This window comes from Pseudofrankia coriaricola, from assembly GCF_001854805.1.
GTDB lineage: Bacteria > Actinomycetota > Actinomycetes > Frankiales > Frankiaceae > Pseudofrankia.
In genome coordinates this window covers 108,016-133,144 of the sequence record NZ_MBLO01000248.1, presented here as the reverse complement: position 1 = coordinate 133,144, position 25,129 = coordinate 108,016, and the positions used below count along the sequence as shown (strand labels likewise).

General features: G+C 73.4%; 20 protein-coding genes. 12 read left to right on the top strand and 8 right to left on the bottom strand.

Annotated elements, in window-relative coordinates; all coding sequences use genetic code 11:
• Positions 1-160 precede the first annotated feature (160 nt).
• Positions 161-991, bottom strand: a complete 831-nt coding sequence (locus BCD48_RS35340; RefSeq protein WP_071052763.1) for a serine hydrolase domain-containing protein — start codon at positions 989-991, stop codon at positions 161-163.
• A gap of 300 nt (positions 992-1,291) precedes the next feature.
• Here BCD48_RS35340 and BCD48_RS35335 point away from each other — a divergent pair, with 300 nt between their 5' ends.
• The 4 genes from BCD48_RS35335 to BCD48_RS35320 all read left to right on the top strand — a co-directional run bounded on the left by BCD48_RS35335 (position 1,292) and on the right by BCD48_RS35320 (position 6,237).
• Positions 1,292-2,668, top strand: a complete 1,377-nt coding sequence (locus BCD48_RS35335; protein WP_083419677.1) for an NAD(P)/FAD-dependent oxidoreductase — start codon at positions 1,292-1,294, stop codon at positions 2,666-2,668.
• A 574-nt stretch (positions 2,669-3,242) separates the two neighbouring features.
• Complete coding sequence (locus BCD48_RS35330; RefSeq protein WP_083419676.1) at positions 3,243-4,061, top strand: DUF1003 domain-containing protein; 819 nt, start codon at positions 3,243-3,245, stop codon at positions 4,059-4,061.
• Positions 4,062-4,170: 109 nt separating this feature from the next.
• On the top strand, positions 4,171-5,721 hold the full coding sequence (locus BCD48_RS35325) for a D-alanyl-D-alanine carboxypeptidase family protein (protein WP_241842243.1): 1,551 nt from the start codon (positions 4,171-4,173) through the stop codon (positions 5,719-5,721).
• A 240-nt stretch (positions 5,722-5,961) separates the two neighbouring features.
• Positions 5,962-6,237 carry an SCO4848 family membrane protein gene (locus BCD48_RS35320; RefSeq protein ID WP_071052743.1) on the top strand — a complete coding sequence of 92 codons (276 nt, stop codon included), beginning with the start codon at positions 5,962-5,964 and terminating at the stop codon, positions 6,235-6,237.
• On the opposite strand, the gene BCD48_RS35315 is transcribed toward BCD48_RS35320, so the two are convergent.
• Positions 6,209-6,832: a LysE family translocator gene (locus BCD48_RS35315; RefSeq protein ID WP_071052742.1), complete on the bottom strand. Its 624-nt coding sequence runs from the start codon at positions 6,830-6,832 to the stop codon at positions 6,209-6,211. The two genes, BCD48_RS35320 and BCD48_RS35315, sit on opposite strands and share 29 nt — an antisense overlap.
• A 154-nt stretch (positions 6,833-6,986) precedes the next feature.
• On the opposite strand from BCD48_RS35315, the gene BCD48_RS35310 reads away from it, so the two are divergent.
• The 3 genes from BCD48_RS35310 (at position 6,987) to BCD48_RS35300 (ending at position 11,386) form a co-directional block, all read left to right on the top strand.
• Positions 6,987-9,608: a RecQ family ATP-dependent DNA helicase gene (locus tag BCD48_RS35310; protein ID WP_198543523.1), complete on the top strand. Its 2,622-nt coding sequence runs from the start codon at positions 6,987-6,989 to the stop codon at positions 9,606-9,608.
• A 55-nt stretch (positions 9,609-9,663) separates the two neighbouring features.
• Entirely contained in the window at positions 9,664-10,158 is a 495-nt protein-coding gene (locus BCD48_RS35305) for a GNAT family N-acetyltransferase (protein ID WP_071052741.1), read from the top strand.
• Positions 10,159-11,017: 859 nt separating this feature from the next.
• On the top strand, positions 11,018-11,386 hold the full coding sequence (locus tag BCD48_RS35300; RefSeq protein ID WP_071052740.1) for a hypothetical protein: 369 nt from the start codon (positions 11,018-11,020) through the stop codon (positions 11,384-11,386).
• A 244-nt stretch (positions 11,387-11,630) separates the two neighbouring features.
• On the opposite strand, the gene BCD48_RS35295 is transcribed toward BCD48_RS35300, so the two are convergent.
• Positions 11,631-13,094, bottom strand: a complete 1,464-nt coding sequence (locus tag BCD48_RS35295) for a serine/threonine-protein kinase (RefSeq protein ID WP_491677194.1) — start codon at positions 13,092-13,094, stop codon at positions 11,631-11,633.
• A gap of 300 nt (positions 13,095-13,394) precedes the next feature.
• Entirely contained in the window at positions 13,395-15,881 is a 2,487-nt protein-coding gene (locus tag BCD48_RS35290; RefSeq protein ID WP_071052738.1) for a serine/threonine-protein kinase, read from the bottom strand.
• Between the two features lie 209 nt (positions 15,882-16,090).
• Here BCD48_RS35290 and BCD48_RS35285 point away from each other — a divergent pair, with 209 nt between their 5' ends.
• Together BCD48_RS35285 and BCD48_RS35280 are read left to right on the top strand one after the other, a co-directional pair.
• The gene (locus BCD48_RS35285; RefSeq protein ID WP_071052737.1) at positions 16,091-17,200 is read left to right on the top strand and encodes an adenosine deaminase; all 1,110 of its coding nucleotides are present in this window, start codon (positions 16,091-16,093) and stop codon (positions 17,198-17,200) included.
• A 290-nt stretch (positions 17,201-17,490) separates the two neighbouring features.
• A complete protein-coding gene (locus BCD48_RS35280; protein WP_083419675.1) occupies positions 17,491-18,105 on the top strand; it encodes a DNA-3-methyladenine glycosylase I in 615 nt (204 codons plus the stop codon).
• Between the two features lie 26 nt (positions 18,106-18,131).
• On the opposite strand, the gene BCD48_RS35275 is transcribed toward BCD48_RS35280, so the two are convergent.
• Positions 18,132-18,641: a GNAT family N-acetyltransferase gene (locus BCD48_RS35275; protein ID WP_071052760.1), complete on the bottom strand. Its 510-nt coding sequence runs from the start codon at positions 18,639-18,641 to the stop codon at positions 18,132-18,134.
• 70 nt (positions 18,642-18,711) lie between these two features.
• Between BCD48_RS35275 and BCD48_RS35270 the strand changes: the two genes are divergently transcribed.
• Positions 18,712-19,287 carry a TetR/AcrR family transcriptional regulator gene (locus BCD48_RS35270; protein WP_241842242.1) on the top strand — a complete coding sequence of 192 codons (576 nt, stop codon included), beginning with the start codon at positions 18,712-18,714 and terminating at the stop codon, positions 19,285-19,287.
• Positions 19,288-19,366: 79 nt separating this feature from the next.
• On the opposite strand, the gene BCD48_RS35265 is transcribed toward BCD48_RS35270, so the two are convergent.
• Both BCD48_RS35265 and BCD48_RS35260 read right to left on the bottom strand, forming a co-directional pair.
• Positions 19,367-20,020, bottom strand: coding sequence for a response regulator transcription factor (locus tag BCD48_RS35265; protein WP_071052735.1), 654 nt, complete (start codon positions 20,018-20,020; stop codon positions 19,367-19,369).
• A complete protein-coding gene (locus BCD48_RS35260) occupies positions 20,017-22,350 on the bottom strand; it encodes a sensor histidine kinase (protein ID WP_083419672.1) in 2,334 nt (777 codons plus the stop codon). Before BCD48_RS35260 ends, BCD48_RS35265 begins: the two co-directional genes overlap by 4 nt.
• Positions 22,351-22,537: 187 nt before the next feature.
• Here BCD48_RS35260 and BCD48_RS35255 point away from each other — a divergent pair, with 187 nt between their 5' ends.
• Positions 22,538-23,233, top strand: coding sequence for a hypothetical protein (locus BCD48_RS35255; protein WP_071052734.1), 696 nt, complete (start codon positions 22,538-22,540; stop codon positions 23,231-23,233).
• Positions 23,234-23,560: 327 nt separating this feature from the next.
• Here BCD48_RS35255 and deoC read toward each other — a convergent pair whose 3' ends face one another.
• Positions 23,561-24,361 carry a deoxyribose-phosphate aldolase gene (gene deoC / locus BCD48_RS35250; RefSeq protein WP_071052733.1) on the bottom strand — a complete coding sequence of 267 codons (801 nt, stop codon included), beginning with the start codon at positions 24,359-24,361 and terminating at the stop codon, positions 23,561-23,563.
• 143 nt (positions 24,362-24,504) lie between these two features.
• Here deoC and upp point away from each other — a divergent pair, with 143 nt between their 5' ends.
• Entirely contained in the window at positions 24,505-25,128 is a 624-nt protein-coding gene (gene upp, locus BCD48_RS35245; protein WP_071052732.1) for a uracil phosphoribosyltransferase, read from the top strand.
• The last annotated feature ends 1 nt before the right edge of the window (position 25,129 follow it).

Sequence of the window (25,129 nt, the reverse complement as noted above, 5' to 3'; positions counted from 1 at the left end):
TCTCCAAGACCGTTGGTAGTCAGTAAGACGATCAATGGCTGCCGCGAACCCGCAAGTCACGAGCCCGCAGTGCGTCCTAGATCAAGTAAGTTCGGACTAGACAGGCCCAGAGCCACCCTCCATACCCGGGCCGGGCGCCAGAAGCCCGGCGCGGGAGCGCTCAGCGGTGGCGCGTCTCGGCGAGGACGGCGTCGGAGAAGGGGGGCCATGCCTCGGCGGCCCAGGGGCCGAAGTCGCGGTCCGTCAGGCATACGCACGCCACCCCGGCGACCGGGTCCACCCACAGGAACGTGCCCGACCGGCCGAAATGACCGAATGTCGCCGGCGAGTTCGTCGCCCCGGTCCAGTGCGGCGTCTTGTGGCCGCGCAGCTCGAAACCCAGCCCCCAGTCGTTCGGCCGTTGCATCCCGAAACCCGGCAGCACGCCGTCCAGTCCCGGGAAGGCGGCCGTCGTCGCCGTGACGAACGTCTCCGCCGCGAGCAGCGTCGGGGAGAGCAGCTCGGCGGCGAACGCGGCGACGTCGTCGGCCGTCGAGAGGACGCCATAGGCGGGTGACGACTCCAACACGGACGAGGTCATCCCGAGCGGCGCGAACACCGCCTCGTCGAGATAGGCGGCAAACCCGATTCCGGTCGCGGCCTCCAACGCCCGGCCGAGCTGCTCGAATCCGGTGTTGGAGTAGATCCGGCGGGTGCCGGGGCGGGCGAGGACCCGCGTCTCGGAGAAGGCGAGGCCAGAGGTGTGAGCGAGCAGGTGGGCGATGGTCGAGCCCTCCGGGCCGGCCGGGTCGCCGAGGGCGAAGGCGCCTTCCTCGACCGCGACCAGCGCCGCATAGGCGGACAGCGGCTTCGACACCGACGCCAGCCGGAACCGGGCCGCCAGATCGCCGGTCGCGGCCACCCGGCGCACCGACCCGTCGGCCGCGCGCGCGAGAACCACCGCCGCGACAGTGGGAACGGGCCAGCCGGAAACCTGCTTGAGCGCCTCCACGGTGCGCACTCTACGAACAGGACTCGCAAAGCGGGCTGGTTGGCGGTCGGTCCCGGCTGTTTCGGGGATCACAGGACAACGTCGGCTGGCACCGGCGACGTCGGGCGGAGCTCCGGCCGCGAGACCGGGCGGGAGCCCCGGCTGCGAGACTGGACCGATGCGCCGCCTTCGTGCCCATCGCGCCATGACGGCCCGCCTGACCGCTGTCGTCGTCCCGGTGCCCGCCCGGGCCGTCGCCGCGGCGCCCGCCCTCACCGATCTTGCTGCCCCAGCCGCCGTCCAGACCGCTAGGACAATCCGATGAGCGCCCCAGCCGCCACGACCGCAGGCGAGCCCGCGGCTCTCGCCTTCCCGCGCCGCCCGGCCGGACCCGCCGCGGTGCCCGCGCTCGCGGTGCCGGCGGTGCCGGTCAGCCACCCGGCGGCACTGCGTGAGCGCCTGGTCGACGTGCTGGTCGTGGGCGGCGGCCCCGCCGGAGCGGCCGCGGCGCTGGCGGCGCTGCGCCACCGCCCGGATGCCACCGTGGTGATCGCCGACCTGGCCGCCTTCCCGCGTGACAAGACCTGCGGCGACGGCATCGCGCCGCACGGGCTCGACGTGCTGCGTGAGCTCGGGGTGCCCGACGCCGCCGCCGGGTTCCGGCCGGTCGACCGGATGCGCCTGCGCACTCCCGGCGGCGCGGAGGTCGCCACTCCGTCGACGCGGGCCACCCATGTCATCCCGCGGATGGTCTTCGACGCCCGCCTCGTCGCGGCTGCCGCCGCCCGCGGCGCGCATGTCATCCGGCACCGGGTCCGTGAGATCACGGTGACCACGGTCGACGGCGTTCCGGCCGTCGTCGTCGACGGCGGGGTGCTCGCCGCCCGGGTGCTCGTCGGCGCCGACGGCGCCAACTCGGTGGTGCGCCGGGCGCTGGGCATCGGGATGAACCCGCCGGAGTCGCTGGCGATCGCGGTCAGGGCCTACGCCGACGCGCCCAAGGCCGACGTGCCGCCCGAGCAGTACATCGAGATGACCGACGAGGGCTGGCCGGCCTACGCCTGGTCGTTCCCGATCGGCGACGGGCGGGCGAACATCGGTTTCGGGATGCTGCGCTCCCAGCTGGGAGCGACCGCCGCCGCCCGCGGCGCCGCCGGCGACACGGCCGCGTCGGGCCGGGCGGTGCTGCACGGGACGCTCGCGAAGGTCCTGCCCGAGCAGCCGGCCCATCCCGGCACGGTGCGCGCGCACCATCTGCCGATGTCGACCTGGCGGCCCCGCCAGCCCGACGGCCAGGTCCTGCTCGCCGGCGACGCGGCATCGCTGGTCAACCCCCTCACCGGCGAGGGGATCTACTACGCGCTGCTGTCCGGCTCACTCGCCGGCGACGCGGCGATGCGGGCCGTCCTCACCGGGCGACCGGCCAGGGCCGGCGCCGCCTACCGGCGCGCGCTCGCGGGGGAGCTCGGCCGCCATCTGCGGCACACCGCGCTGCTCGCGGGCCTTGCCGGCCGGCATCGCGCGCTCATGGACGCGGCCGTACGTTCCGCGAGCCGGCGTACGGAGCTCTACGACACCCTTGTCGAGATCGGCTTGGGTCGAGGCACCATTCCGACCGCATCGCTCGCTCGGCTCGCCGCCCGGCGGCTGCTTCCTCACCGCTCTGCCGCGCCTGAGCCAGGGCTTGGGCCTGTCTGATACCGCTCGGGCCGGAACGCCCGAACCGCCGGTGTTCGAGGCGGGAGCCGCCGGCGAGGGCGGCCCGCGGGGAGTCGGTGGGGGCCCTCGGAGCGGTGCTCCAGTCGCGCACCCCCGCCGCATCGGGCACCCTGGGACCGGTCGCGATGACCGGTCGACATCGGATAGAAGACCAATATCACGGTGACCCCGGGTGGGGAAGCAAGCAGTCGGCCGTTATCCTTGACAAAGACCTGTCGGATCCTCTAACGAGGACGACCGCGAGGAGGTGGCCGCTGTGAGTTCTAGCGGGTGCTCTAGTTACGGCCACCTCCGCCCGACGCTCGACGAAGGGTGCGCGGCGTAGCGGCAGCCGCCAGGGCCCGTCAGGTGTGACGAGGCCCGGCTCCCGTTCTTCTCCGGGTGCGACTGCTCGCGCCCGACGCCGCACGCCCCAGCAACGTCAAGCGTCCTCCCTGGGTGGGGTTGGCCGACCTGATCACAGTTCGGCCCCGGGCCGCCTCCGCGCGGCCTGCTCTCGACATGCGCGCCTGACCGGCTCCGGCCGGCGGCTCGGCGCGGAACGGGGACCCCCATGAGCATCACCACCACCGCCAACCGCGTCGTCTCCCGCCGAGCGGCGGAGCGTCTTGACATTCCGGTGGCCAGCCGCGTCGCGCTGCTGCCTCGCCCCGTCAACCGTGAGGCGTTCAGCCGCGGCGCCGAGCGCATCGCCCGGTACCTCGGGACCGGGCGCTACCTCGCCATCCAGACGGTGCTCGTGATCGTGTGGATCGGGCTCAACATCGCGATCCCGTTGATGCGCTGGGACCCGTACCCCTTCATCCTGCTCAACCTCGCCTTCTCCACCCAGGCGGCGTACGCGGCCCCGCTGATCCTGCTGGCGCAGAACCGCCAGGACGACCGGGACCGGGCGGGGCTCGCCGAGGACCGCGCGGCGGCGCTGCGGGCCAGGGAGGACACCGAGTTCCTCGCCCGCGAGGTCGCGTCGCTGAGGCTGGCCCAGAGCGACGCGGCGACCCGCCAGTACCTGCGCGGCGAGCTCGCCCACCAGCTCGACGACCTGCGCGACGACCTGCGCGGCCTGGTCCTCGAGGCGGTGCGCGCCACCCTGTCCTCGCCCGATCCCGTCCCGGCCGGCACGGGGCCGCGGGGCAAGCTGGACGCCGCCCTCGAGCCGGTCGACGCCCTGGCGAACGGAACGCAGGGACGCCGCGGCGGACGCGGCGCCGACCGGTCAACGGCTGGCCGCGGTGGTGGCCGCCGCGCGGGCGGCGAGCGGCATCGGGCGGTGCCCGGCGGCCAGGCGGTCACCGCCTCCATGAGGGTGTCGCGCTCGACCGGCTGTGGATCCGGCGGCGAGCCGTTTGGCGAATCCGACCACGCTAGGTGACGTGAGGTCGATCGTGTTCGGGGGCGACACCACCCTCCTTGTCTCGTTGTGGTGGTCACACCACGTAACGTAACAGTGTGAATGTTGCTAGCGCTCCCCATCACCTTCGGTGAGCGTGCGTCTCGTCGCCGCGCCCATGACGGCGTCGATCTGGCTGGCCAGGTCGACTCACCGCGTGGCCTCGGAGGCCGCACGGCGTGCGTCGTCGACGTCGCCAGCTCTCACCGCGGCGACAGCCGGCAAGGTGGCCACCAGAACGGCGGCCGCGGCGGTCACGGCCGTCGTCGTGCTCCTGGCGGCGCTCGGCCTGGACCTGCTCGGCAGCGGGCCTGCCGCGGCGAGTACGAGGCCGAGGGACGCTGGGCCGCGCGCGGCCGGTGCCGCCCCGCTCGCGGCCGCGGCGGCCCTGACGGCGGCCCCGGCCCCGGCGACACCGATAGCGACCGGCCAGCCGCCCCAGGCCGCCAGCCCGCTGCCGGCGACCCTTACGGCCGCGAGCTGGCTCGTCGCCGACGCCGGCACCGGGGAGATCCTGGCGGCCAGGGGTGCGCGTGTCCGCGACCTGCCCGCCAGCACCATGAAGATCCTCACCGCGCTCGTCGTGCTTCCGGCCCTCTCACCCGATCTGATGGTCACGGTGAGCAAGGGCGCCGCCGAGGTCGACGGCACCAAGGTAGGGCTCGTCCCCGGCCAGAGCTACTCGGTTCACGACCTGGCCACGGCGATGATGATCGCGAGCGGCAACGACGCCACGCTCGCCCTGGTCGACGCGGCCGGCGGGCGGGATGTGGTGCTGGCCAGGATGAACGCGCTGGCCGCGGCGCTCGGCGCGACCGACACCGTGGCCGTCGACCCGACCGGCCTCGACGCGCCGGGGCAGCTCACCTCGGTGCGCGACCTCGCCGTCCTGGGGCGGGCCGCGATCGCGGAGCCCGCGGTGAGCCGGTACCTCACCATCCCGCGGGCCTCGCTCCCCACCCGCGACGGCGGCCGCTTCGAGATCCAGAACCACAATCTTCTGCTCGGCAGCTATGAGGGCACCCTCGGTGTGAAGAACGGCTATACGGTCGCCGCCGACGCGACCTACGTCGGCGCCGTCCGCCGAGGCGGCCGGACCCTGGTCGTGGCTCTGCTGCGGACCGCGCCGAACTACGGCATCGACGCCCGCGCCCTGCTCGACTGGGGCTTCGCGAACGACGGCTTGGTCCGCCCTGTCGGCACCCTGCCAGCCCGCGCCACGGGCGCTCGCCCGAGTGCCGACCGCGCCCGGGCGGGCGGCGCGCTCGCAGGCGGCGGGCACGAGGACATGGGCCGGGCGCCGGCCGCCGACGGTCGCCCCGGCAGTGGGCACGCGGCCGGCCAGGGGATCGGCTGGGTCACCTGGATGGCGCTTGGCCTGACCATTCTCGCCAGCGTGCTCACGGCGCTCAGCCATCGCCGCCGCCGGGCCAGGGCCCGCCTTCACACCCCACGCGCCCGCCGGCCCCGTCACCTGGCCCACCAGGACGGGGCCCGCCACCGGCAGACCCAGCGCGGGCACGCCCAACGCGACCGGCACCGCCCGCCGCCCGCGCAGCCGACGCCACTCCAGCGCCCACCCGCCGAGACGAACGACGGACCGGCCCGCCGCCGGCATCGGGAACCGGGCGCCCATCCCTGAGCGGTATGAGCCTCAGGGATGGGCACAGATCATTCGCGGCGTTCCCCGCGGGTCGACGCGCGGCCCCGACGCCCTGCCGCGAGCGCGTCCTTATCGTGTTCCACGTGGCGGACGGAGAGCTCTGGTCGTCGTCGAGCCCCGTGATCAGGTGATCCGGGTGCTGAGCGGAGTGGTGGCCGTCACCAGCGGCCACGGCCGGCGCCCCTGCTGACGTGACCTCGCGGCTGCGAAGGTGGAGGGGTGACTCTGTCGAAGCGTGCGTCCTGGTTCCTGGTCGCGGTGGGCGTGTGGTCGTGGGTGATCTGGCCGACCTTCCTGCGCAACATCTGGAAGGACGACCGTTCCTGGCACGACGGCCCAACCGGCTTCTTCCTGGTCCACCTGGTCCTGACGGTCGTGTCCCTCGCCGTCGGGACCGCCGTTGGCTGGCTCGGTGTCCGCGGTCTGCGCGGCTCAACCCGCGCCGCGGCCGACGCCGCCCTCGACATCAGTCGTGGGCGGCTGTCCGGGCGGTGAGCAGGCCGGCGTAGCCGAGCATGCCCAGACCCGCCAGGATGTCGATCCCGCGCACCGCGCCCGGTGACAACCGCCGGCGGGTCAGGGCGGTCACCCCGGCCAGCAGGCTCACCGAGGTCAGGCTGCCGAGGCCGATGCCCGCCACCAGGGCGACCGCCCCGCTCGTTGTCGCCGCGGCCCCGGTGACCGACGCTCCCGCGAACAGCGCCGCCCACGACGCGATCGTCAGCGGGTTCGACGCGGTGGCGCCCAGCGCGGTCACGAACGCCCGCCGCGGCGCGGCGACCTCCAGCTCCGTCTCACCGCCGGCGCGGACCCGCAGCGCGCTCCACACGGTGCGCAGCCCGAGCGCGCCGAGCACGACCGCCCCGCACAGCCCCAGCACGGTCCGCAGGCTGGTGATGGTCAGTACGGGAGCGGCCCCCGCCGCGCCCGCGGCGGCGTAGAGCAGATCCATCGTGGCGATTCCCGCGCCGATCGCCAGTCCGGTCGTGAAACCGCCGCGCAGCGTGGACCGGATGAGGAACAACGACATCGGCCCGATCTGCGCCGCGACCAGCAGTCCCAGCGCCAGCCCGACAAGCAATGCGTGCATGCCGTCATACCCTGGCCGCCGCTTCCGGCGGTGTCGAAGCGATTTCCGCCGAGCCGCCCCGGTCAACCCGTGTACGTCCAGGACCCGCGGGTGGCCGGCGGTGGGCTGTCGCACGCATGCGATAGACAAGGCCGGGACGGGCGAGGTGATGACGATGCCAGCACAGGCGGGCACCGCGGCGGGCACGGAGCCGGGCACACCGGTGAGTACGGACGCTGACACGGCCACGAGTGACACGGCCGCGGGTACGCCGCCGGCCGGCCCCGAGGCGACCGGGGAGGTCCGTGCCCCGGGTGGGCGGCAGCGGGCCGAGGAGCTGCTGCGGCAGCTCGCCGGCGCGCACGCCCGGCTGCGCGAGGACCAGTGGCAGGCGATCGACGCGCTGGTGAACGGGCGCCAGCGGGTGCTGCTGGTGCAGCGCACCGGGTGGGGAAAGTCCGCCGTGTACTTCCTGGCCACCGCGCTGCTGCGGGAACGGGGCGCCCTCGCCCCCCGCGGCGCCGCGCCGGCCGACGCGCCCGACAGGCCCGACGTGCCCTGGCCGGACGAGCCGGCGGACCCGGACGACTACTACGAGGGCGGCGGCTATGACGCCGCGTATGACACCGGGTACGACGACGCCGGGCCGGCCGACTACGACGAGAGCTCCGTTCCCGAGGCACCGGACGGCCTGGCGGCGGGCTGGGCCGCCGGCGAGCCTGGCGCGGCCCGGCGGCCGGCGCGGCCCGCGGCGGTGCGCGGCGACACGCCCGGGGGAGCCGAAAGCGGCGCGGCGGAGGAACAGATCCGTGCTTCGTCCGGCCGGGTCGGGCCCACCGTCATCGTCTCGCCACTGCTCGCGCTGATCCGTAACCAGGCCCAGGCCGCGGCGCGGCTGGGCATCCGGGCCGGTGAGATCCACTCCGGCAACGTGACCGAGTGGGACGAGGTGTACACGGCGCTGCGCGCCGGCGAGCTCGACGTCCTGCTCGTCGGGCCCGAGCGGCTCAACAACCCGTCCTTCCGGGACGACTACCTGCCAGGGCTCGCCGCCACCACCGGCCTGCTGGTGATCGACGAGGCGCACTGCATCTCCGACTGGGGCCACGACTTCCGCCCCGACTACCGCCGGCTGCGCACGCTCATCGCGGGCCTTGGCGACAGTGTGCCGGTCCTCGCGACGACCGCGACGGCGAACAGCAGGGTCGTCGACGACATCGCCGAGCAGCTCGGCGCCACCGCCGGGCGGGACGGAGCTGGCGGGGGCGTCGCCACCGGCGGGGGCGGCCGGGCGGGGGAGAGCGAGACGCTGGTGCTGCGGGGCTCGCTGGACCGGGAAAGCCTGCGGCTGGCGGTCGTCGAGCTGCCATCCGCCGAGGCCCGGTTCGGCTGGCTCGCCGAGCATCTCGACCAGCTGCCCGGTTCAGGGATCGTCTACACGCTCACCAAGCCGGCCGCCGAGGAGCTGACCGTCTTCCTCCGTGCCCGAGGCTTTGCCGTCGCCGTCTATCACGGCGGCACCGAGGCGGCCGAGCGCATCGCGGCGGAGGAGGACCTCCTCGCCAACCGGGTGAAGGCGCTGGTCGCGACCTCGGCGCTCGGGATGGGCTTCGACAAGCCCGATCTGGGCTTCGTCGTCCACGTCGGCGCGCCGAGCTCGCCGATCAGCTACTACCAGCAGATCGGCCGGGCCGGGCGCGCTGTCGAGAAGGCGGAGGTCGTGCTCCTGCCGGCCGCCGAGGACCGTGACATCTGGAAGTACTTCGCCGACACCTCCTTCCCGCCGGAGCCGGTCGTGCGCGACGTGCTCACCACGCTCGGGCGGGCGGGAAGGACGATGTCCACGCAGGCGCTCCTGGCCGCGGTGAACATCGGGTCGGGCCGGCTCGAATCGATGCTGAAGGTCCTCGACGTCGATGGCGCGGTCCGCCGGGTGAAGGGCGGCTGGGAGGCGACCGGGCGGCCGTGGCACTACGACGCCGAGCGCTACGCGCGGCTTGCCGCCGCCAGGGCCGCCGAACAGCGGGCGATGCTCGACTACATCGCCACCACCGCCTGCCGGATGGAGTTCCTGCGCCGCCAGCTCGACGACCCGTATGCCACGGCCTGCGGGCGCTGCGACCGGTGCACCGGTCAGTCCTGGGACACCGCGGTGTCGCAGGCGGCCCGGGAGCTGGCGCGCGCCGAGCTGCGCCGCCCCGGCGTCGTCGTCGAGCCACGCAAGATGTGGCCGACCGGGATGAAGACGCTGGGGGTGAGCCTGTCGGGGCGGATCCCGGCCGGCGTCGCCGCGGAGCCGGGCCGGGCGCTGGCCCGGCTCAACGACATCGGCTGGGGCAACCGGCTGCGCCCGATGTTCACCCCGGGCAGCCCGGATGGGCCGGTGCCCGACGACCTGGTCGACGCGGTCGTCGCCACCCTCAAGGCCTGGGACTGGTCGCGCCGCCCCGCCGCCGTGGTGGCGATGCCGTCGCGGTCCAGGCCCCAGCTCGCCGCGAGCCTCGCCGACCGGATCGCCGCGATCGGCCGGCTGCCGCTGCTCGGCGCCCTCGACCGGATCGCCGACTCGCCGCCCGCCGGCACCGTCCACAACAGCGCGCACCGTCTCGCCGGCCTGATAGACGTCCTCGCGGTCCCGCCGGCCGTCGCCGCCGGCCTCGGCCGGGCCGGCGGCCCGGTTCTCCTGGTCGACGACCTCATCGTCACCGGCTGGACGATGACGGTGGCCGCCCGCGTGCTCCGGGAGGCCGGCGCCACCGCCGTCCTCCCGTTCGCCCTCGCGCTGGAGACCGGGTGACGTGGGCCCGGCGAATCGTGGCGAGGCGGGACAGCGGGACAATGGACTGGTGGGCATGGGCGTGCTGATCCGACCAGCTGAGGACGACGACTGGCCTGGGGTATGGCCGTTGTGGCATGCGGTGGTCGCCGCGGGCGAGACCTACCCTTATGACCCGGAGACGACGAGCGAGGAGGGCCGGGCGATGTGGTTCGCCGCGCCGCCGGCCTTTACGTGGGTCGCCGTCACCCCGGACGGCCAGTTCGTCGGCACGTACCAGCTCACGCCGAACCAGCGCAAGCTCGGCGACCATGTCGCGAACGCGAGCTTCATGGTCGCGCCCGAGGCACGTGGCATGGGCGTCGGGCGTCAGCTGGGTGTGCACTGCCTGGACGCGGCCCGCGCGCTCGGCTACCGGGCGATGCAGTTCAACGCGGTGGTGACCACCAACATCGCGTCGCTACAGCTGTGGCGCTCGCTCGGCTTCATCATCGTCGGCACCGTCCCCCGCGGCTTTCGGCACGCCGTCCGCGGTGAGGTCGATATGCACATCATGCATCGGTTCCTTTGACCGGAGTGATCCCGACATGCACCGTTTCGATGTCGACGCCCCGCGCCCCGGTCTTTGCCGAAATTCCTGACCTGTCGGCCCGGCACTGGCTGACGTCACCGCCGACGGGCGGTGTGGGCCTCGGCCGTATACGGGGACCGGGATGACCCGCGCCCTGCTTTCCTAGAAGGATATATGCGCCTCGCGGACGCGAGGCGCCGATTCTTGAAGAGATGCCGGACGGATCGCCGGTATCAGGTTCCGACTTCCGAGACGAGGCTCGTCGCCGCCGGAGAGCGGTCGGAAACGGCTCGGGACGCCCGGGGACGACGCGGGCATGGCGAATGCCGGGCTTCGGCGGGCCCGGCCTCGTGCCCCGGGTCCCGCCGCCCCGGCATGCGCCGGGCCCCTGAGCGGGTGATGGGATCGGCTGCGCGGCGGGCGGAATCGCGGTAGACCGACGTCGGCGGCCCGGCGGCCCGGCGGGCCAGCCTGGCGTCGCCGCGCGTCGCCCCGTGTGGGCCCGCCTGCCCGCTCGCCGGAGCGAGAACGGTCTCGGCCAGCCTCTCAGTGGTATCGATCACATCCTTCCGGCCGGCTTCAATCGGCGACGTGTCGCCGGTCACGTCGTGTTGTCCGCGACTGGTCTTCAGGTTGTCACTCGTTGGTCCTTGAATTGGTGCCGAGCGTGCTCGTCCGCGCGCGTCTGGCCAGCGGGAATCCGGCGTATGGCGATCGTTTGCGGGCGGCGGCGTGACGTCGGGATGCCTATGTATCGGCAATGTGAACTTACTGGGGGCAACGTGGACATCTGACCGGGAGTCCCTAGCCTGGTTCCACGGCTTCTTCTGGCTCGCGGACAGGAAGGCGGCAGGACGGGATGGTGTGGGAAGAGGACAACCGCTGCACGGCGACGGTCATGGGCGGTGGCCGGGGCTATGTCGCGCACCGGTGCGGCAAGCGGGCGCTGCACGGTGACCCCGACGGCCTGTGCCGGTCGCATCGGCTCGAGCGTGAGGGCAGCCCCGAGACCGACGCCGAGGCGGAGCGCCGCTGGCGCGACCAGAAGGCCAACGAACGGCGCCTGTGGGAGCTGTGTCGCCACCTTGCCGACTTCTACAGCCTGCCTGTCGACCTCCAGTACGACGAGGCCGACCCGACCCATCCGCCGACCGGCCGTCTGATCGTCGACCCTGAGGACCTGCTGCGGGTACTGCGCGCCCAGGACCTGATGCCCCGCGCCAGCTAGCTGACCGAAGGGCGGCCCCCACCCGCCCGCTGGGAAGTCCTCAAGACCCGTCGATGTCTCTGCCGCGCGCGGCTCCGCGATCGTCGCGCACGGCCGGAGACAGGCGAGTCCTGATGGGCTCAGAGCGTTCCAGACGAGTCAGGTCCTTGATCGTCACGCGGCGGGCCCGTGCGGCCGACGCCGCGAGCGACGCGCGTCGCGGCGTCTGGTTCCTTCTTCGTCCGCCCCATTCCCGCCACCGCTTCTACCTGGCGGCCGGGCAGAGCACCGGCACGTCACATGGCGCCGACGTCGTCCCCGTCGGGGTCGAGGTGCTGCCGCCCGATGGCTTTCCGGTCGGTGACTTGGTGGGGGACGCCGGGGTGGTGACCGCCGGGGAGGACGGTGTTGACGCCGGCGTGCTCGCCACCGGCGGACCGGTCGACGTCCGCGGCGCGGTGCTATGCGACACCGTGCCGCGCCGGCTCGGCGAGGCGGTCGGCCCGTCCGCCGTCGGAACCACGGCGGGGGCCGGCGAAAACGTGGCCGTCGGCGTGGGCGACACCGATGACGTGTCATCCACGGTGACATGGGGCAGGTCGGACGGCTGGCTTCGGCTGGTCAGCAGCAGGCTGACGGCGATCGCGGCGGCGACGACGACCGCCGCGGCGATCGCGGCGATCACCAGCGAGCGCCTGTTGTCGCCGGAGCGACGCCGGCCGCCCTGGTTGCGCGCCCCGGGGAACGGCTCCTCCGAGACCGCCTCGAGGCCGGACAGCTCGTCCGAGTTGGTGCTGGAGATCTCCTCCTCGAGCGCGCGGAGATGGGCCGCGGCCAGTGGGGAGCCGGCCGGCCGTCCCGCGCCGTCGCGTTCCGTCCCGTCGCCGTCCGTGCCGCTGACGTTCTCCAGCCCGGCGTCGTCGTCCCCGCCGCCCTCGGACGCGGCGACCGCTGGGCCGTTGACCACGAACGTGGGCACCGGCTCGCTGTTGCGCGCGATCGGGACCAGCCGCTGGCGGATCTCGCCGGCGTTGGGGCGCTCCTCGGCGGCCTTGTCGAGCAGGTCGGCGAGCAGGGGGCGCAGCGGCCCCGCGTTGCGGAACGGCCGGCGGCGGCCCTCGACGACGGCCGACAGCACGGCATAGGTCTCCGGGCCCTCGTACGGCGGTGAGCCCTCCACGGCCGAGTACAGCGTCGCGCCGAGGCCCCACAGGTCGCTCGACGGGGTCCCCGACGACCCGCGGATCCGCTCCGGCGCGATGTAGGCCGGCGAGCCGACGAGCGCGCCGGTACCCGTGAGCGTCATGTCGCCCTCGGTCGCGGCGATGCCGAAGTCGGTCAGGCGAACCCGGCCGTCCCGCCCGAGCAGCACGTTGCCCGGCTTGACGTCGCGGTGCAGGACGCCCTTCTGGTGAGCGGCGCCGAGTGCCTCGATGAGCGCGAGACCGATCGCCGCGACCTGGTTCGGCGGGAGCGGGCCGTGGTTGCGGATGACGTCGCCCAGGCTCTCCGCGTCGACCAGCTCCATGATGATCCAGTGACGCTCCGCCTCCTCCACCACGTCGTGGACCGCGACGATGGAGGGGTGGTTCAGGCGCGCGAGCGCGCGCGCCTCGCGCAGCACGCGGGCACGGATCGCGTCCCGCTCGTTCTGCGCTCCAGCCAGGGGGACGAGGATCTCCTTGACCGCGACGTGACGCTGGAGGACCTCGTCCTCACCACGCCACACGACGCCGGCGCCGCCGCGACCGATCGGTGCGTCTAGGCGGTAACGTCCGGCGACGATGCTGGGGGTGCCGCTCCGAGAAGTCTCGGGTGGCACGCTCGCCGATCTGGCCATCCTGTCAAGTCTGACAGACTGGGTGATTGACGCGCACGGAGCCCTCCCGTGACGGGGGATTCGCGGGGCGACAGGAGCCGTCTTCGCCGGCCCGCGCGAGGTGTGGCATCGGGGTGCCGCCGGCCCGGGTAGCTGCCATGGCACGCCCCGAGGTTGGCTGGCGGCCAGCCAGCGGGGGGCGCGGGCTCATCATGGCGCCGGCCGGAACGAGGCGAACATCTGCTGCCTCAGCGACTGGTCGACGGTCCATCGCTCTTCCCCGGTCTGCCAGTAGAGCAGGTACCCGTGGCCGCCGCGGCTGGCGCCTCGGTCGAGCACATGGACCTTCCCCCTGTCCGTGCGGTACGTGAACTCCAGGTCCGCCTCGGACGTGCCGTTGTTGCCGTCCGCCGGCGCGAGACGCACCCGCTGGTAGCCCGGGTAGTGCTGGGCATCGCCACGAAAGGCCGCCTCGAAGCTCTTGAGCCAGTCATCGAGGACGGATCGGGGCGCCGCCGTGAGACTACCGACTCGCAAGAACGTACCAGTGCCAGGATCGACGAAGTCGACCATTCCCGGACCACCGGTGCCCACCTGGCGCTGCCACAGTGCCGGATAGGCGACCGACCAGCCGCTCGGATCCACATAGGAGACCCATCCGGGCGGCGCGACCATCGGCGTCGAGCCGGTTGCCAGCGCCGGCTCGGCGCCGAGGCTGGCACCGTCGACGACGGCGGACGCGGGGACGGTGGCCGTCGACTGGACGGCCGGCTTGTCGTCGTCCGAGGACGAGAGCCGTACCAGCAGGAGCGCCACCGCGAGCACCACGATGATCGCCACCAGGACGATCACGGCTCGTCGCTCCGCGTGCGACCGCGCGGACCGTGGCGCGGGGTCCGGCCGCGCTGGCGGGCGCGGCGTCGAGCGGTGCGACCGCTGCGCCCCGTTCAGCTTGCTGGTGGCATCGGGGTCCGCGGGGTGGTCCGGGGCGAGTTCCCCGGCCCCGGCCTGGCCAGCCGGCGCGTCCTCGGACCTGGCGGAGCCCAGGAACGGAGCTGGGGTGGAAGCGCGTTCGACGACCGTCGTGCCCGGAGCCGAGCCGGCCATGGCAACCGTGCCCGTGTCCGCGTTCCTGCCCGTGGCGACGGCCGCCGGCTGTGCGGGCCGTGCCGTGCTCGTCGATCCGACCGGCTCCGCGGGCACCGAGGAGGAGACAGGTACGGCCGCCGGCGGCGTGACCGGCGGGCTGGTGGCAGGCCCACCGCTCAGGACGGTCACATCTGCCAGCGCCTCGGCCTCGGCGGGGCTGGCCGGATCGGCCGGACTGGCGGGGCCGGGCGAGTCGGTCGTGTCGGCCTCGGGGACCGCCGCGGCCATGAGGGCCGTCGCGGTCGCGTCGCTCTCCGCGTCGCCGGACACGTCGGGGACGTCTTCGAGGACGCGGGTCGGGCCTGCCTCGGTCGACACCGCGGCACCAGCCGCGGGACCGGCCGTCGCAGCCATGACATCGGTGGAGCCCGCCGCGGCCACGGCGGTGGGGAGCGGCGGCGCGGGTATCGCCTCGGCCGGAGGCGGCGGCGTGGCTGCCGCCTCGGCTGGGCGTGACGGCGCGGGTGGGCCCGGCGGCCTGGTGGAGGCCGCGGGTGTCCGTGGTGGCACTGGCACGGGCGCCGGCGGCACGGGCGCAGGCGGCACTGACGCTGACGGCGCTGGCGACGGCGTTACCGGCCGCGACGGAGCTGGCCGGGGTGTGGACGCCGGTGCCGGCCTTGCTGGTGCGGTACCGGCCGCGGCGGGGCGGGGCGTCCTGGGCTGGGTGCCCGCGGTACGGGACGCCGTCTCGCCGGAGAAGTCGCGCAGCCGGGAGCGCACGACGGTGAGCGAGGGCCGGTCGGCCTCGCGCTGCGCGAGCATCGTCCGCAGAACCGGCCAGAGCGGCCCGGCGTGCCTGGGTGGCCGGATCAGTCCCTCGACGACCGACGTGAGGATGTCCACCGGCGTGCCACCGCCGAACGGCGGCTCGCCCTCGACGGCGGCATAGAGCGTGCCGCCGAGCCCCCAGACGTCGCAGGCCGGGCCGCCGGCGTCGCCCTGCGCGCGTTCGGGCGACAGGTACGCGGGCGATCCGATGACCTCGCCGGTCCTGGTGAGCCGCGGGTCGCCCTGGCTGACGGCGATCCCGAAGTCGGTCAGCCGCGCCTGCCCGTCGGGGGTGACGATCACGTTGCTCGGCTTGACGTCGCGGTGTATCACGCCGAGCCGGTGCGCCGCGTCCAGGGCGTAGGCCAGCGAGATCCCGATCTGGGCCACCCGCTCGACGGGCAGGCCGCCGTCGCGCTCCGTCAGGGCCGACAGCGCCTCGCCTTCGACGAGCTCCATCACGATCCAGGGGAGCTCGCCGTCGTCGATGACATCGAGCACACCCACCGCGCCTGGGTGGTGCACCCGGCCCGCGGCGCGCGCCTCCCGCAGCACCCGTTCCCTGGCCTGCGCGACGGCCATCCCGGCGCCGGCGGGCAACCGGACCTGCTTGATGGCGACCGTCCGGCGCATGATCTGGTCGGTGGCGCGGTGGACCACCCCCATCCCGCCCTCGCCGATCACCGTGTCGAGCCGGTAGCGGCGGCCGACGACTGTCCCCGGGGAGAAGACCCCTGGCTGGCCGGCTCCCGACGCTGACCGGCCTTCGCCTGACATCTCGTGCTCCCTCTATCGTCGCCCCCGGCCCGCGTCCGGCGTGCCGGGTTCATCCGAGCACATCCGGTCCGCCCGGATACACCCGATGCCCGGCTCGTCCCACGCGGGGCCCCGCCGTTCCCAGCCCTGATTGTCCGACTCTCCCGGCTCGCGCGCGCCGCCGGATCGGCGAACCGGAATCGTCACAGCGCTGCCCTACGCTCGGGACGATGACGACGACAACGACAGCGGGTGAGGCGCCTCCCACCGTGGAGGAGATCCGGCGCGCGCCGAAGGTGCTGCTGCATGATCACCTGGACGGTGGGCTGCGGCCGGAAACGGTGGTGGAGCTGGCCGACGCATGCGGGTACACGGCGTTGCCGACCACCGACGTCAGCAAGCTCGGCGGGTGGTTCCGCGGCGGGGCGCACAGTGGCTCGCTGGAGCGATATCTGGAGACGTTCAGCCATACCGTCGCGGTGATGCAGACCACGGACGCGCTCGCCAGGGTGGCCCGTGAGTGTGCCGAGGACCTCGCGGCCGACGGTGTCGTCTACGCCGAGATCCGGTTCGCGCCCGAGCTGCACACCCAGCGGGGGCTGTCGCTGGACGCGATCGTCGAGGCGGTGATCGACGGGCTGCGGGTCGGCGCCGGCGGCACCGGCCTGCACGCGCGTGTGCTGCTGACCGCGATGCGCCACCAGGCCCGCTCGCTGGAGATCGCCGAGCTCGCGATCCGCTGGCGGGACCGGGGCGCGATCGGTTTCGACATCGCCGGTGCCGAGGCGGGCAACCCGCCGACCCGCCACCTCGACGCCTTCCAGTACATCCAGCGCGCCAACGGGCACTACACGATTCACGCCGGCGAGGCGTTCGGCCTGCCGTCGATCTGGGAGGCCGTCCAGTGGTGCAACGCCGACCGCCTCGGCCACGGCGTGCGCATCGTCGACGACATCGCCGTCGACCCGGACGGGCGGGCGACGCTCGGCCCGCTGGCGAACTACGTCCGCGACACCCGCGTGCCGCTGGAGATGTGCCCGTCGTCGAACGTGCACACCGGCGCCGCGGCGAGTATCGCCACCCATCCGATCGGCCTGCTGCGTGACCTGCGCTTCCGCGTCACCGTGAATACCGACAACCGGCTGATGAGCGACGTCACGCTCAGCAGCGAGTTCGCGACGCTCGTGGAGACGTTCGGCTACGGCTGGTCGGACATCCGCTGGTTCACCCTCAACGCGATGAAGTCCGCCTTCCTCCCCTTCGACCAACGCCTCGACCTCATCGACAACGTCATCAAGCCCGGCTACGACGCCCTCTCCGGCGCCACCCGGCGTACCTGACCGTCGACGCCCACCAGGTCCAGGTGGGGCTCCTCGCTCCGTTGATCATTCTGGTGGTCGTGGTGTCCGTGGGTGAAGGCCTAGTGGAACCACACTTCATATAAATGTGGTTCCACTGTTCCTCACGTCACGCCCTGCTAGTGACCGCCGGTGACCGGTGACCGGTGACCGGTAACCGGTAACCGGTGACCCGAGGACCCGGGGACGCCGGCTTGTCGGACCTGGGTGCCATCCTCGCGGTGTCGGGTCCGAGAGCGTCCGGGAAGGTCCCCGTGGCTACTGATACTGGTGTGGATGGCCCCGTCGCGGCGGTCGACGGTGTCGGCGGGGGGCGGCTGGGTCCAGACGGGCTGGTGCGCTGCCCCTGGGGGATGTCGACCCCGGACTACGTCGCCTACCACGACGAGGAGTGGGGGCGGCCCGTGCGGGACACGGTCGGGCTGTTCGAACGGCTGAGCCTGGAGGCGTTCCAGTCGGGCTTGTCGTGGCTGACGATCCTGCGCAAGCGCGAGGGGTTCCGGCGGGCGTTCGCGGGCTTCGACCCGGAGGTCGTGGCGGCGTTCGGCGAGGCCGACGTCGAGCGGCTGCTCCTGGACGCCTCGATCGTCCGCAACCGGCGCAAGATCGAGGCGACGGTCGTCAACGCGCGGGCCATCCTCGCGCTGGAACGCCCGCTGGAGGAGCTGATCTGGTCCTTCCAGCCGGACACCTCGGCCCGCCCTGTCCCGCGCATGCTTGCCGACGTCCCGGCGCAGGTGCCGGAGTCCGTCGCGCTCGCCAAGGCGTTGCGCAAGGCCGGACTCGTCTTCGTCGGCCCCACGACGAGCTATGCCCTGATGCAGGCCTGCGGCCTCGTCAACGACCACCTCGCCGACTGCTTCGCCCGGGGCGCGGCCGGGGGATGACCGTCGGTGCGCGCGCCGAATGAGCGTCAGCCCGGGCTGAGGTCGGGGTTCGACGGTCCGAGGTCCAGCGCGTACGTCTCCCCGACCAGATCTACGCCGAAGCTGTGATGCGGTTCGCGGGCGACCAGCGCGAAGCCGGACCGCTCGTAGAGCGCGCGAGCCGCGGCGAGGACGTCGTTGGTCCAGAGCGTCAGCCGTTCGTACCCGGCGGCGCGGGCGTGCGCCAGGCAGATGCCGACGAGTTCCCGGCCCACGCCGTAACGCCGAAATCGTGGCTCGACGAGGAGCATCCGGAGCTGACCGGTGTGCTCGTCCGTCTCGAAGCAGAACACGCAGCCGGCGCGCTCGCCGTCGACCTCCGCGATCCAGCCCAGGTCACGCGGGGCGCGTCGGGTCTTCCACTCGGCGACCAGGGAAAGGACGAGCTCCTCGAACGAGGAGTCCCACCCGAACTCGCTGGCGTAGAGCTCGCCGTGGCGCTGAATGACCCATCCGAGGTCACCCGGCGCGTCGATCTCGCGTACGGACGTCGGCATGCCCACCCGTGGTTCCTTTCAACTGATACGACCGTGTCAGTGACACGACCGTATCAGTAGAGTGGTGACCGTGACCACGTCTCGCCGGCGGGAACTGCTCGAAGCCGCCTATGGCTACGTGCTCCAGCACGGCCTCGTGGACCTCTCATTGCGGCCGCTGGCCGATGCCATCGGATCGAGCACCGGCGTCCTGCGCTTCGTGTTCGGATCGAAGGAGGGCCTGGTGGCGGCCCTTCTGGAGCGGGCGCGCGCCGATGAGCTGCGGCTCATGGAGGTCGTTCCCAAGGACGCGGACCTGGCCGTGGTCGCGAAGGCCGTCTGGCGCTGGCTCGCGGATCCGTCCAACGTGCAGATCCTGCGGCTGTGGGTCGAGTCCTACGCGAACTCGCTGATCCAGCCAGGCGGGCCCTGGGCCGGCTTCGCCGAACGCACCGTCCGGGACTGGCTGGAGCTGTTCGAGAAGGGGCAGCATCCCGGCCTCGCCCGCACCTCTGACGGTGAGCGGCAGCGAAGCGCCGTGCTCGCGGTGCTCCGTGGTGGACTGCTGGACCTGCTCGGCACAGGGGATGGGCCACGCGTGACGTCGGCCGTCGAGTCGGCCGTCGACGCGCTCACGGCTCCGAAACTCGAGACCCTCCACGGCTGACGCCTCCCAGACGGCTGGGCTGGCTCAGAGGGCTGGGCTCGCTCCGGACGGCTGGGCTGGTTCAGACGGACGGGCTGGTTCAAACGGACGGGCTGGTCGGGCCAGTACCGAGGCCGGCGTCGCGAGCGCGCACGATGGCCTCGGCTCGGGTCGTGACGTCGAGCTTGGCGAGGATCGACGACACCCGGTTGCGAACGGTCTTCTCGGCGAGGAAGAGGCGGGCGGCGATCGACCGGTTGTCCAGCCCGTCGGCCACCAGCTCCAGCACCCGGACCTCGGCCTCGGACAGCTGCGGGAACACCTGCGGGGAAAATCCGCCGACCGCGTGGCGGACCTTGCTCGCCACACCCGTCCCGATGACCAGCTCGCCGCGGGCCACGGCCTCGAGCGCCCGCGCGACGTCCTTCTTCGACGACTCCTTCAGCAGGTAGCCCCGCGCCCCCGCCTGCAGCGCGGCCTGCAGCGAGGCGGTGTCCTCGCTCATGGTCAGCACGATGACCGCCGTCTCGGGAGCCTGCTCGGCGATCCGGGCCGTCGCCTCGATGCCGCCGAGACCCGGCATGCGCAGGTCCATGAAGACGACGGCCGGCCGATGGCGCAGCACCGCGTCCAGCGCCGCGCGGCCGTCGTCCGCCTCCGCGACGACCGTCGCCCCCAGCTCGGCCAGCAGGCCGCGCAGGCCGTCCAGGAACAGGGGATGGTCATCGGCGATGACGACCCGGACCGGCGTCATGCCGCCCCTCGCTCGTCCGCCGGACCGGCCGGTCGAGCGGCGACGCCGGCCAGGTCCGAGACCCGACCGCCGCTCTCCCGGTCGGTCTTCCGGGGTTCCTGGCGAATCGGCGAAACCAGCCCACCAGGAACCCCGGCCTTCACCGACCTGACAGAGGCCTCTGGGCCGAGTGGCAGGCGCGCGCGCACCACGGTCCCGCCGCCCTCCGCCGCGGTCCGGCGGACCTCGAGGCGTCCGCCGACCTCGCTCGCGCGCTCCCGGATGCTCTGGAGCCCGACTCCGGGCACGGCGTCCACGGGAAGCCCCACGCCGTCGTCGATCACCTCGACGACCAGCCACGGCGGCTCCTGGCGAACGCGGACCGTGCACCGTTCGCAGCCGGAGTGGCGCACCGCGTTCGTCACCGCCTCGGCGACGATGCGGTAGGCCGCCACCTCGGTCGCGGCCGGCAGCGTGCCGCCGGGCAGGCTGTCGGGCAGGCCACCCGCCGCGCCGTCCGGCAGGTCGAGCGCCACGACCGGCGCGAACGGCGCCACCAGCTGACCCAGCGCGACGGTCAGCCCGCCGTCGTCGAGCGCCGGCGGGCGCAGGTTCTCCACCACGTGGCGGATCTCGCGCACGGTGCCGCGAAGCCGGTCCCGGATCAGAGCCGCCTTCTCCGCGGCGGGGTCGGCCCGCTCCTCGAGCCCGTCGGTGAGGCTGTCGAGCTGCATCGCCATGGCCGCCAGCTGCGGGCCGATGCTGTCGTGCAGGTCCCGGCGCAGCCGCCTGCGCTCCTCCTCGCGGGCCGTCACCAGGCGGTCCCGGCTGCGCCGCAGGTCGTGCTGCAGCGCGGCGGCGTCGAGCAGGTCGCCGGCCCGCCGGGCGACGTCGTCGAACATCGCCCGTTCGGCGCCGTTGAACTCGTCGGCCGGGTGGCGCCAGCCGACCACCAGCGTGCCGGCCCGCCCGGTCCTGGCGTGTAGCGCGGCGCGCTCGACCGCGTCGACCGGCGTTCCCGTCTCGATCACCGGCAGCCGCTCGTCCGCCGGATGAATGGCGACGTAGGGCACCTTGAGCGCGCCGCGCACCCCCTCCGCGAGCTGCGTCAGCGCGTCGATCGGCCCGGTGGCCAGGTCGAGCCGGCCCTGCAGGACGGCGAGCACCGCGTACGGGTCACGCGCGGAGCCGAACAGCAGACGGTCCACGAACCGCTGCACCTGGTCACGAGCCGCCGCCGCGACCAGGGCGGCGACGGCGAGCACCCCGTAGGCGACGCGCTGCCCGGGGACGAGCGCCCCGGCGGAGGCGACCGTCGCCGCGTAGGCGAACAGCAGGAAGGCGGTGAGCAGGCCGTAGACGACGGTCCGGCTGAGCGCGCCGCCGATGTCGAACAGCCGGTGGCGGACGGCGCCGGCGCCGATCGCCGCGACCAGCAGCAGCATGCCTACGCCCATGCTCAGGCCGTCGGAGTCCGAGCTGCCCTCCAGGACGAGGCCCACGAGGGTGGCACCGATGAGACCCACCATCCCGGCGACCAGCCACTGCAGCCGCGCGCGCTCGACGCCGGCCGAGCGGCGCAGCCGCGTCACGACCGCGGCCAGCCCGGCCAGGCCGCCGCCTATCATGATCAGATAGGCGGTGACGAGGGTGGTGATCAGTAGCCAGGTGGCGCCGTCGATGGCCAGCGGGTTCGTCAGCTCGTGGGAGACATCCGTGCTCGTGGGGGAGAACATCCGTGCCGCCAGGTGGCAGCCGATGAGCGTCGCGACAATCGCCGCGACGCGGCGCCAGCGTCTGGACGGAAGCCGGCCATCCGGGAAGAGCAGCGGCACCAGGCCCCACAGCACCAAGTACGGGATGTAGCCCCAGACCGCGAACCAGGTGGCCACCTCCTGCCCCGGCAGCCCGGCCTGGCCGGGCACGAGGGCGAGCGCCGCGTACTGGGTCGCCAGCAGGTATGGCCCGGTCAGCGCCGTCGACAGCAGCACCCAGCCCACCCGGTTACGCGGCTGGTAGACGAGCACGAGCGCCGCGACCAGCGGGAACGCGGTCGCGAGGACCAGGTCGGCGTTCGAGAGCACGGTCCGGTGCGCGGTCCGGCCGGTGACGTAACCGTGCAGGGCGATGGCGCCGGCCGCGCAGCCGATCGACAGCAGCGCCAGTCCCACGGCGATGACCGACGCCGCGACCACGGCCCGCGTCGCCGGCATGGTGCCTGGGGCGAGGGCCAGCGGGCCGGCGGCCGGGACGCCCCGGTCGCTCCAGCCACCCCGGTCGAGGCGGTGGTCCCCAGCGGCGTCCCCAGCACGCGTGCCGCGGTCCTGGACCGTCGATGTCGGTGCCCCCATGTGCCCAGGATCGCGCACGATCGTGCGCGATACCGCTGGTAGTCGTGCCGCGGACGGCCCGAATCGTGTCGGCTGCGCGTCCCGGGTGCGGGCCCGCTGTCCCTCGTATCCGGGACAGCGGGCGCACGACCGTTGCTTCCAGACGCCGATGGCGACGAGGCCGCCGGCAGACGAAAGGACGGATGACATGACAACCGCAACTGCCCCCGCCCGCCACGCCGCTCCCACCGCCGGCGCGGTGGCCCGCCCCCGCTGGACCTGGCTGGGCGTCGGCGCCGGCGTGCTCGGCTTCGTCGCGACGGTGGTCACCGCCACCGGCGTGTCCGACAAGGAGGTCGGCCCCGCGGTCATCGACAAGATCTCGCGGACCTCGACCCAGATCGGCGGCGCGATCGGGTACGTGGCCGTCGCGCTCCTGCTGGTGCTGGCCGCCTGCTGGCGCTCAAAGATCATTCAGGCGTTCCCGGACAAGGTGGCGGCCCGGGTGGTGGCGGACGCGTTCGTCGCCTCGGCCGCGGCCCTGACGTTCGGTTATGGCTGGAAGCTGGCGCTCGCCGACTACATGCCCGGCGGGATGGATGAGAAGCTCTTCACCCGCGAGGGACAGTTCGTGTACTACATGCTCTGCGACTTCGGCCCCTGGATCGGCTACCTGGGCGTCGTCGTGGCGGCGGGCGCCGTCGCCTGGCTCGGGCTGCGTGACCGCCTCGTCTCGAAGTGGCTGGGCATCGTCAGCCTGATCCCGCCGCTCGCGGTGCTGTTCATGGCCTGCACCATGTCGATCGCGGGCTTCCCCGGCATGGTCGGCCCCATCTGGCTGATCATCGCCTTCGCCGGCCTGAGCCTCGGCAAGCACGAGCTCACCGGCACCGCGAAGGCCTGACCCCCGCCCCAGTCACCGACCACCCCGGCCCGCCTGGCTCACCCAGGCGGGCCGGCATCATGCCCGGACCATGATCGCAAGTCCGTCTCTCGGGCGCCAGGCCTGAGTTGGCCCGGGCAGAGCGTTGCGGCCCAGCTCTATCCGGATGGCTGATGCCAGTGGCGCCCTTCGACGAGCGGAGCGAGGCGCCCCCGGGGTCGCCCCTGCCCACCCCGGCCCCGGGGCCAGCGGGCCTGAGTTGGGAGGGGCTGTGCGTTGCGTACCAGCCTTATCCGAATGGCTGAAACGCAAGCGAAAGCGCAACGTGACGCAACAACGAAAGGTGACTCAAGGTTCCATTTCGGCGAGGACGTCGGCTGTGGAGGACAGGCCCAGGCGGGTGGCGCCGGCCTGGACGAACGCCAGCGCCTGGGAAGCGGTCTTGATCCCGCCGGAGGCCTTGATACCGAGCCGGCCGCCGACGGCGGCGTGCATCGCGCGGATGGCGCGCAGGCTCGCGCCGCCTCCCGGATGGAAGCCGGTCGATGTCTTGACGAAGTCCGCGCCGCCGGCCAGGGACGCGCGGCAGGCCGACCGGATCGTCGCGTCCGGCAGTAGCGTCGTCTCGAGAATGACCTTGAGGACGACGGGTGCCGGCACCGCGATGCGTATCTGGTGGATCTCGAACTCGATCGCGGCCCAGTTCTCGTCCATCGCGTTCGCGAGGTCGATCACCATGTCGATCTCGGTCGCGCCATCCGCGGCGGCGCGGCGCGCCTCGTCCACCTTGACCGCGGTCAGGTGGTTGCCGTGGGGGAAGCCGACGACCGAGGCGACCGCGTACGCCGGCGGCCCGCTGTTGCCCGCGGACCGCGCCTCCTGGCGGGCGCTGGCGGCCGCCAGGTAGACGTGGGTCGGGGCGACGCAGACGGCGGCGACTCCGAACTTCGCCGCGTCCGCGCACAGTTTGAGGACGTCCTCGTCGGTGGCCTCGGGCCGCAGCAGCGTGTGGTCGATGATCGCCGCCAGTTCCCTCCGGTTCGTCGGCACCGGCGGCAGCGGCGGCGACTCCGGTGCCGGCGGGAACTCCCGCGGGCTGGTCGCACCCGAGGTGCCGGCTGGCTGGTCAGGTTCGTCGGCCGTCGTCATGGCCCTATCTTTCCGCGCGGTTCGCCCGCGGACGAGACCCCTGCGCCCTGGATGCCGGTGAAACGGTGGTACACGTCCTTTGACCCGCGTTGCGCGCGGTCCACCGCCCGCGGCCAGCGCGGTACATCCCGAGGAGCATTCTCGTGCAGGTTGACGTCATCGACCACCCGCTCGCCGCGGTCGCGCTCACCGTCCTGCGGGACGAGAAGACGCCCCGAGTCGGCTTCCGCGCGGCCCTGCATGACCTGGCGACGATGCTGATCTACGAGGCCACCCGCGAGCTGCCGACGGCCGCGGTCCAGGTGCGCACGCCGCTGGCCGAGACCACCGGGGCCAGGCTTACCGGCGAGCCGGTCGTCGTCCCCGTCCTGCGCGCGGGGCTGGGGATGCTGCCGGCCGCGCACGCGCTCGTGCCGGACGCCGTCAGCGCGTTCATCGGCCTGGCCAGGGACGAGACGACCTTCCAGCCGACGGTCTATCTGGAGTCGGTACCGGCAGACCTGTCCGGCCGGCCGGTGCTGCTGCTCGACCCGATGCTCGCGACCGGCGGTTCGGCGTTGCACGCGCTGCGGCTGCTCGCCGCCCGCGGCGCACGGGGAACCGTCGTCGTGTCGGTCGTCTCCGCCCCGGAGGGGATCGCCGCGCTTGACGCCAGCGGCCTGGATATCCGCGTCGTCACCGCCGCCATCGACGAGGGCCTGAACGACACCGCCTACATCGTCCCCGGGCTGGGCGACGCCGGCGACCGCATCTTCGGCGCCGTCTGAC

Excerpts from the sequence above, each read along its gene's own strand:
- BCD48_RS35335 (WP_083419677.1), top strand. The coding sequence starts at position 1,292 with ATGAGCGCCCCAGCCGCCACGACCGCAGGCGAGCCCGCGGCTCTCGCC.
- BCD48_RS35330 (WP_083419676.1), top strand. The coding sequence starts at position 3,243 with ATGAGCATCACCACCACCGCCAACCGCGTCGTCTCCCGCCGAGCGGCG.
- BCD48_RS35315 (WP_071052742.1), bottom strand. The coding sequence starts at position 6,832 with ATGCACGCATTGCTTGTCGGGCTGGCGCTGGGACTGCTGGTCGCGGCG.
- BCD48_RS35310 (WP_198543523.1), top strand. The coding sequence starts at position 6,987 with ATGCCAGCACAGGCGGGCACCGCGGCGGGCACGGAGCCGGGCACACCG.
- BCD48_RS35305 (WP_071052741.1), top strand. The coding sequence starts at position 9,664 with ATGGGCGTGCTGATCCGACCAGCTGAGGACGACGACTGGCCTGGGGTA.
- BCD48_RS35300 (WP_071052740.1), top strand. The coding sequence starts at position 11,018 with ATGGTGTGGGAAGAGGACAACCGCTGCACGGCGACGGTCATGGGCGGT.
- BCD48_RS35290 (WP_071052738.1), bottom strand. The coding sequence starts at position 15,881 with ATGTCAGGCGAAGGCCGGTCAGCGTCGGGAGCCGGCCAGCCAGGGGTC.
- BCD48_RS35285 (WP_071052737.1), top strand. The coding sequence starts at position 16,091 with ATGACGACGACAACGACAGCGGGTGAGGCGCCTCCCACCGTGGAGGAG.
- BCD48_RS35275 (WP_071052760.1), bottom strand. The coding sequence starts at position 18,641 with ATGCCGACGTCCGTACGCGAGATCGACGCGCCGGGTGACCTCGGATGG.
- BCD48_RS35265 (WP_071052735.1), bottom strand. The coding sequence starts at position 20,020 with ATGACGCCGGTCCGGGTCGTCATCGCCGATGACCATCCCCTGTTCCTG.
- BCD48_RS35260 (WP_083419672.1), bottom strand. The coding sequence starts at position 22,350 with ATGGGGGCACCGACATCGACGGTCCAGGACCGCGGCACGCGTGCTGGG.
- BCD48_RS35255 (WP_071052734.1), top strand. The coding sequence starts at position 22,538 with ATGACAACCGCAACTGCCCCCGCCCGCCACGCCGCTCCCACCGCCGGC.
- deoC (WP_071052733.1), bottom strand. The coding sequence starts at position 24,361 with ATGACGACGGCCGACGAACCTGACCAGCCAGCCGGCACCTCGGGTGCG.